The sequence below is a fragment of the Methanocalculus sp. genome (assembly GCF_029762515.1).
In the GTDB taxonomy this organism is placed as follows: domain Archaea; phylum Halobacteriota; class Methanomicrobia; order Methanomicrobiales; family Methanocorpusculaceae; genus Methanocalculus.
In genome coordinates, this window is sequence record NZ_JARVGN010000092.1 from 1 (window position 1) to 6,405 (window position 6,405).

At 53.4% G+C, this 6,405-nt stretch carries 8 protein-coding genes; 3 read left to right on the forward strand and 5 right to left on the reverse strand.

The annotated features are described in order from the left end of the window. Nucleotides 1-433 (reverse strand): radical SAM protein (locus QCH34_RS04635; protein ID WP_366898336.1); only part of this gene is annotated, 433 nt, incomplete at its 3' end. Between the two features lie 52 nt (nt 434-485). Between QCH34_RS04635 and QCH34_RS04640 the strand changes: the two genes are divergently transcribed. Then, on the forward strand, nt 486-1,421 hold the full coding sequence (locus QCH34_RS04640) for a class I SAM-dependent methyltransferase family protein (protein ID WP_300330857.1): 936 nt from the start codon (nt 486-488) through the stop codon (nt 1,419-1,421). Here the strand turns inward: QCH34_RS04640 and QCH34_RS04645 are convergent. Genes QCH34_RS04645 through QCH34_RS04660 form a run of 4 tightly spaced genes read right to left on the reverse strand, consistent with a single transcriptional unit; the run spans nt 1,394 to nt 4,701 of the window. Next, nucleotides 1,394-1,783, reverse strand: coding sequence for a Zn-ribbon domain-containing OB-fold protein (locus QCH34_RS04645; protein ID WP_300330860.1), 390 nt, complete (start codon nt 1,781-1,783; stop codon nt 1,394-1,396). The two genes, QCH34_RS04640 and QCH34_RS04645, sit on opposite strands and share 28 nt — an antisense overlap. Nucleotides 1,784-1,787: 4 nt before the next feature. After that, nucleotides 1,788-2,951: a thiolase domain-containing protein gene (locus QCH34_RS04650; RefSeq protein ID WP_300330863.1), complete on the reverse strand. Its 1,164-nt coding sequence runs from the start codon at nt 2,949-2,951 to the stop codon at nt 1,788-1,790. Beyond that, nucleotides 2,948-3,997, reverse strand: a complete 1,050-nt coding sequence (locus QCH34_RS04655) for a hydroxymethylglutaryl-CoA synthase (protein WP_300330866.1) — start codon at nt 3,995-3,997, stop codon at nt 2,948-2,950. Before QCH34_RS04655 ends, QCH34_RS04650 begins: the two co-directional genes overlap by 4 nt. Then, nucleotides 3,991-4,701: a helix-turn-helix domain-containing protein gene (locus tag QCH34_RS04660; protein WP_300330871.1), complete on the reverse strand. Its 711-nt coding sequence runs from the start codon at nt 4,699-4,701 to the stop codon at nt 3,991-3,993. The genes QCH34_RS04655 and QCH34_RS04660 overlap by 7 nt, the downstream gene beginning before the upstream one ends. A 134-nt stretch (nt 4,702-4,835) precedes the next feature. On the opposite strand from QCH34_RS04660, the gene QCH34_RS04665 reads away from it, so the two are divergent. Continuing rightward, nucleotides 4,836-5,747, forward strand: a complete 912-nt coding sequence (locus tag QCH34_RS04665; RefSeq protein WP_300330875.1) for a chemotaxis protein CheW — start codon at nt 4,836-4,838, stop codon at nt 5,745-5,747. Nucleotides 5,748-5,765: 18 nt separating this feature from the next. Continuing rightward, nucleotides 5,766-6,405: Cache 3/Cache 2 fusion domain-containing protein (locus QCH34_RS04670; protein WP_300330879.1), on the forward strand; the 640-nt coding region annotated here is incomplete at its 3' end.

Sequence of the window (6,405 nt, forward strand, 5' to 3'; positions counted from 1 at the left end):
GGTTTCCTGCATGGATATGAACACCCGGCGCACCTTCACGGATTGCCGCTATGATCCCGGCATACTGATCGGCATCATAGTCGGGATGAAGACCTGAGACCGAACAGATCTCAGTGATCTGGTGCTGTTCAAGTGCCTCCCTTGCCTTCCTCACAACCGTCTCGAGCGTGTGCTCATAGGCATTAGGATCACCGGGTTTTCTAGAAAAACCACAAAAACCGCAGGAATTTACGCAGACATTTGTCACATTGATATTCTGGTTCCTGACAAAAGTTACAGCATCACCAACAGCAATCTCCCGTGCCTCATCTGCTGCTTCTGCAATCCTGAGCACGTCCCTTCCGGTTGCAGAGAGGAGGACTGTTGCATCCTGCTCTGTCATCCGCACACCCAAAGATACATCCCGGAGGATCTCCGGCACACCCTTTCCCATACAGAGTGATTAACCAAACACCAATAAGAAGTATCCGCACCATCCTGTACTGATGAAAGAGGGATGGGCCGTCAGGGTTCAGAAAGTTGAGGGGGAGAGAAGACGGCAGGAGCTTATTGCAGGCGATACACTGGATCGCACCCTCCGTCCAAGGGCAGATGGATCAGAACTCCTCATCCCTGTCACAGGTTCGCCTCCCGGTACCGAGCGCGCCCTCTTTGAGGAGATACAGGCACCGCCGCCGCTGCCCCGGCACGAACAGGTCGGCGGTATTGTGATTATGCAGGAGAATGATGTATCGGGAGCAGAAGAGATCTTAAAAGCACGCCCATCCACCCATACCGTTCTCTATTCTGATGGAGCAGTCGAAGGAGAATTCCGGACAAAATCATTCACTACCCTGGCAGGCATTCCCACCACACGGACAACCATCTCGGAGTATGGCCACCGGCTCACAATCGATCTCTCGCAGGCGTACTTCTCATCCCGGCTTGCAACAGAACGCCAGAGGATCCAATCAGCTGTACAGGAAGGCGAAGTGATCTGCGACATGTTCTGCGGCGTGGGGCCGTTTCCAATCGCCCTTTCAGGCAGGGCATCCTGGATCCTCGCCTGCGATAAGAACCCCTCTGCAATCCATCTCCTGAGAGAGAACCTCCTGACAAACCATACCAGAAATGTCCTCCCGATGCTCGGAGACGCACGCCGCCTTGGAGAACTCTTCCAAGGCACATTCGACCGCGTCCTGATGAATCTCCCGATGATCGCAGCAGATTTCCTGCCGGTTGCCGATCAGATCACAAAACCCGGCGGCACCATCCATCTCTATGCACTCCAGGAAGAAGAGGGAAAATACAGGGAGAGGATCGGATCGGTTCTCCCGGGCTGCAAAATCACCGAGCGGTTCCTGCGATCGTACTCTGCCGGGAGATGGCACGCGGCCTATGACATTAAAAAAGGTCATGACGGGACGAATTTCGTCCCGTAATGGATAATACCGGAAGGCCCGTCTTCTGCTATCACCCTGAAGACCGATCTAACCGGCATCCCGAAGGTGATCTCCGATGGATCGCAGATCACCTGTGAGGTGAGACGGCAACCATCCTCAAGCTCGATGATCGCAAGGACATACGGAGTCAGGTTCGAGAACTGGTCGCTTGCTGTTCTGATCACCGTATAGGTGACAACCTTCCCCCGGCCGGAGCAGTGGTGATCAACGATCTTTCCATCCCTCCGGCAATCCGGGCAGAGAGAACGTGGCGGGAAGAAGACCGTACCGCAGTTCTCGCATTTCGTTCCGATCAGGTTATACCGCTGGGGAATCTTCCTCCAGAATCGCGCAACAGTCATAGTTTTACACCCTCCTGAAGAGATGGCAGACAACAGTTGCACCTGATCCACCGACATTCTGGGTCATGCCAATCTCAGCCCCATCAACCTGCCGCTTCCCGGCCTCGCCACGGAGCTGGGTGACAACCTCCCAGACCTGTTTCAGTCCGGTCGCACCAACCGGATGGCCGCATGCTTTGAGGCCGCCCGAAGTATTCACCGGCAGGTCACCTCCGATATAGGTCTGACCCTCCTCATAGAGCATGCCTGCTTCACCCTTCTTCACAAATCCAAGATCTTCAACAGCACAGATCTCTGCAATCGTGAAACAGTCATGCACCTCAACGAGATCAACATCTTTCCGGTCAACCCGTGCCCGTTCAAAGACCCGGTTTCCGGCGGCAACCGATGCATCAAGGGTCGATATGTCCCGCCGGTCATGAAGTGCTATCGTGTCGCTTGCCTGTGCGGTACCGATCACCGTAACCGGGGCATCGGTAAAGTCGCGTGCCATTTCAAGCGGTGCAACAACAACCGCCGCACTCCCGTCAGAGACAGGAGAGCAGTCGAAGAGACGGAGGGGATCGGCAACAAGAGTCGATCTCAGGACAGTGTCTATTGTGATCTCATTCTGGAACTGCGAGATCGGGTTCATCGATCCATGGTAATGGTTTTTGACCGCAACCATTGCAAGCTGCTCGCGTGTAAGCGAATAGCGGTGCATATAGTCTGTTGCGATCATCGCATACAGTCCTGGGAATGTTGCGCCTGCAAACCCTTCCCACTCACGGTCTGCGGCTGCTGCAAGGACATCAGTCGAATCCCCGGCATCGGTCATCTTTTCGACACCGGCTGCAACGACGATATCCTCCATGCCTGACGCAACCGCAAGCACCGCCTGCCGGAAGGCGAGGCCGCCTGAAGCGCATGCCGCCTCAACCCGTGTCGCCGGGGTATGGCCTGCACGGGTAAGTCCGGCATAATCTGCAATTAATGCCCCGATATGCTCCTGTTCAACAAATCTACCTGCACTCATGTTTCCGACATAGAGTGCATCAATAGATTCGCCATCGATCCCTGCATCCTCGATTGCGAGGGTCCCTGCCTCGACAAATAGTTCGCGGAACGAGGTATCCCAGCGCTCGCCAAACTTCGAACAGCCAATTCCGATTACTGCCACATCTCTCATTCTTGCATCACTATCTTCCCTTTGTGTCTGGCATACAATGCATAATCGAGATACCTGAGATTCTTCTGGAGTTCTGCAACGGTGGGTGCCTGTGATCGATCGATAACCGACGTGATCGCATCTGTCACCGTAATATCGAAGGCATCTGATCCAGAGCCTGAGCCATAGCTACAGACAAAGATCTGATCGCCAGGCTCTGCAATATCCAGTGTTGCCGCAAGGCCGACCGGAGATGCACCCGAGTATGTGTTTCCAACAGTCGGGACGACAAGCCCTGGCAGGTACTGTTCCTTTGTAAACCCGAGGATCTGGGCCGCACGGGTTGGGAACTTCGCATTCGGCTGGTGGAAGACGGCATAATCGTAATCTGCCGGTTTTTTTCCTTCCCGCTCAAAGAGGAGGCGGCTTGCGCCAAGGACATGCTTGAAGTACCCGGGATCGCCTGAGAAACGGCCCCCGTGTCTTGGATACGACTGCCCTTCCCTTCGCCAGAAATCAGGGGTATCGCTTGTGTACGAATGGGTGGCATTGATCTCTGCAATCGGATCCTCGTTTCCGATCAGAAATGCAGCCCCACCGGCAGCTGCGGTATATTCCAGTGCATCACCAGGTGCACCCTGTGCGATATCTGCACCGATCGCAAGGCCGTATTGTATCATCCCTGATCCGACAAGCCCCATACAGGTCTGTATTGCCGCAGTTCCCGCCTTACAGGCAAATTCGTAATCAGCCGCAGTCATGACAGGCGTTGCTCCGATCGCCTCGCCGACGGTGACCGCTGTCGGTTTCACCGCATAGGGATGCGACTCGGATCCGACATAGACCGCCCCGATATCATCAGGGTTAATCCTCCGGCGTGCGAGCGCGGATCGTGCCGCCTCAACCGCAATGGTTGCAGTATTCTCGTCAAGATCCGGAACCGACTTCTCATAGACCCCAAGGCCGCCTGAGATCTCAGCCGGGTTCGCCCCCCAAACGCGGGCGATCTCCTCGACCTTAATCCGGAAGCGTGGGATATATGCCCCATAGGTGATTATGCCTACCATGCCTGTTTCCTCAGTTTTTTAATGATGTCTTTTACTGAATCTGCTGTTGAGAAGACGCTAATCCGGTCACGTTCAGCCAGTTTCTTCACCAGGGGATGAACCAGATCGTGATCTATTCCCTGGAGAATCACACAGGGTGGCTTGAACGGGGTGACGCGGATCGCAACCATCGGGGATTTGCCGCTGGATACATCCGTGAAGATCAGTGCCCGTTCTGTACTCCACCCATAGATCCTGTTAAATTCGTTTGGCGAAAGCGTAAGTATTGCATTTACACTGTTGACGACTGTATAGCCGACAACACTGTGATCTGCATCGCCGCAGATGAGATGGCAGTTGATGAGATCGGCAAGCTCGACCATCGGAACCGCATCTGAGAAGTCATGGAGATCATAGATGACATCCTCATCAAGATTTGAGAAGAGCATCTTAGAATACTTCTCCAGATATGATCCGCCATTTGCCTCATCAATTGCAAAGAGGCTGTCGACGATCTTCCCGACAACAGCGGTGCCGGGGCTTTTACGCCTCCCGCTCTCATAGTCGCTGATCACCGACGGAGAGAAACCGAGGTGCTCTGCAAGGACGCCCGGTGAAATTTTGAAGCTCGTCCGCCATTTTTTGAGCGCTTTGCCGGGCATATCCGAGAGTGTGATCTCTCCCGCTATCTTTTCTGCCAGCTGCTGGTGATGTCCGGATTTCACCTGTACTGCTATGGCTTCGTATTAGATATATCTAACGAACAGAAGTTCGACATTTCACGAAGTCGGTGCCGGTGTTGATACCATCCCTTTCACAACAGTTATCTCGTCACGAAGAAGATACCTTTTTATCTGCCATGACAGAACACCTCCGCTTTTGCGAACACGGAAAAAAGTATGCCCTCCCTCTCAGCATCATCCGATCCACGCTCAAGGTGGTCACCATCGATGAAGAGTCAGGAGGAGTGATCAATTTCCATGGGAAACAGATACCGGTGCTTGCACTCGATTTCAAAGAGAGACGGGTGATACAGGCATCCGATTCCCTGATTATCACAGCCATCAAAGAGGGTGAGATTGCCCTCTGTGCCACTGCAATCGAAGGAATTACGGCATTAAAAACCACATTCCCGGGAGAGCTGACCGGCACAAGCATTGCAGAAGACGGGACAATCATCATCGACGATCTCTCTCTTGTACCGCTCTCCCGATCCATTGAGCCCCCAAAAGACCGGGAGGCACAGGCAATTCTTGAGCGCCGCGCACGCTCAATCACTCTTCCGGATAATACGGATGAGCAGATCACCTATCAGGAGATCCTCAGGTTCTCACTTGGATATGTCGAATATGCTGTCGAGATGCAGTATGTCAGGGAGGTGATCCTGACCGGAGAGATCACTCCTGTGCCCGGAATACCCCCATTTATTACCGGCATATCAGTTGTCAGGGGCAGAATCATCTCTCTCGTTGATCTCAGGAAATTCTTCGGGATGCCCGAAGTGGGACTGACCGACTTCAACCGCGTGATCATCCTCTCGGATGGCAGGATGACATTCGGCCTCCTTGTCGATCGGATCAGGGGCACATCACATCTCAAAAAACCATTCTCCCCGCCAACAGCAGAGACGGGTATTCCAGAAAGCCACCTCATCGGCATTGTCGGAGACCTGATCGTCATTGATGGAAAAGCCCTCCTGACAGATGAGTCGATGCTGGTCAACGAACAGGATAATACAGCAAACATTCAGATTAAAACGGTTCCGGAATAACGCTCCGGGAGGTATAGCATGATACGGTTCTTCCCAGATATGAAAGTTGGAACAAAGATCCTGGTGATCTGCCTTCTTCTTGCGATCATTCCGACATCGCTTGTCGGGGTGGTTTCATACACAAGCTCTACAGGCGTCATCACCCAGCAGATCGAAACGCTCCTGCAGACACAGGGCGTAGACATGAAAGGGTGGACAAATGATGTCTACACCTTAACAAGGAGCAAGGTGGACAGCGACCTGAATGTCCTGCGCCAGCAGTTCTACCAGCACGGCACCCCGGAGATCATTGACGGGCAGATGACCCTTATCAGCGCAGACGGGAGTAAATACGTTGTCAATGACAACTTCGAGATCGTCGACCGGGTACAGGCACTCGTCGGTGGAGCGGCAACGGTCTTCCAGGTCTATGATGACCATGCCGTCAGGATAGCCACCAATGTGAAAAATGAAGAGGGAGGCCGGGCTGTAGGGACATGGCTCACCATGGATGTTTATGAATACTCGGTTATCGGAGACAGGACATTCTATGGATCACGCGACCTGTTTGGGATCCAGTACGTTACGGCATATGAGCCGATCAAAGACAGATTTGGGAACGTTATCGGAATCCTCTTTGTCGGAACCGAAGAGAAGCAGACCCTTGATGTTGTCAAGA